This window comes from Streptomyces flavofungini, from assembly GCF_041028215.1.
GTDB classification, from domain to species: Bacteria; Actinomycetota; Actinomycetes; order Streptomycetales; family Streptomycetaceae; genus Streptomyces; species Streptomyces flavofungini_B.
The window spans coordinates 1-487 of sequence record NZ_JASKYR010001521.1; the positions used below are offsets into that span (position 1 = coordinate 1).

General features: G+C 77.2%; 1 protein-coding gene. It reads right to left on the reverse strand.

The genetic code is table 11. From position 1 onward, the window contains the following. A partial coding sequence (locus AB8Z36_RS41985; RefSeq protein WP_369218562.1) for a DUF2510 domain-containing protein occupies window positions 1–404 on the reverse strand: 404 nt, incomplete at its 3' end. Window positions 405–487: the final 83 nt, after the last annotated feature.

Below are 487 nucleotides of genomic sequence, written 5' to 3' on the forward strand. Positions count from 1 at the left end.
GGCTCGCTCGGCACCCGGGGGTCGGGCTGGCCCTGGGCGCCCCAGGAGATGCGGCGCTCCTGCTCGGCGCCGAGACCGGCCTGGCGTGCGGCGTCGGCCTGCCAGGCGGACGCGGGTTCGGGCCGGGCGCCGTGCTGGTCGGCGGCGGGGCCGGTCTGAGCGGCGGCCGCCGCGGGCTCCTCGTCGAAGAAGTGCGGGCCCGTCTCCTCGACGGGGGGCGCGGTCGCGGCGGCGGCGACGCCGGGCGGCGCGGGCAGGGGTTCGCCGTCGGACGGCGCGGGACGGCTCGTTCCGGGCACCCAGGCGGCACCGTTCCAGTACCGGACATATCCGGGAATGGACGGGTCGGGGTAGTAGCCTTCGCGGGGCCTGTCGTCGCCTGGGGCCGGAGTTGGGGCGCTCATGTCCGTCGTCCCGTATCTGCTCGGGGGTCTGTTGAGGGGTCCACATCTATCAGACCACCGCGGGCCCACGGGCGGCTCCCGCC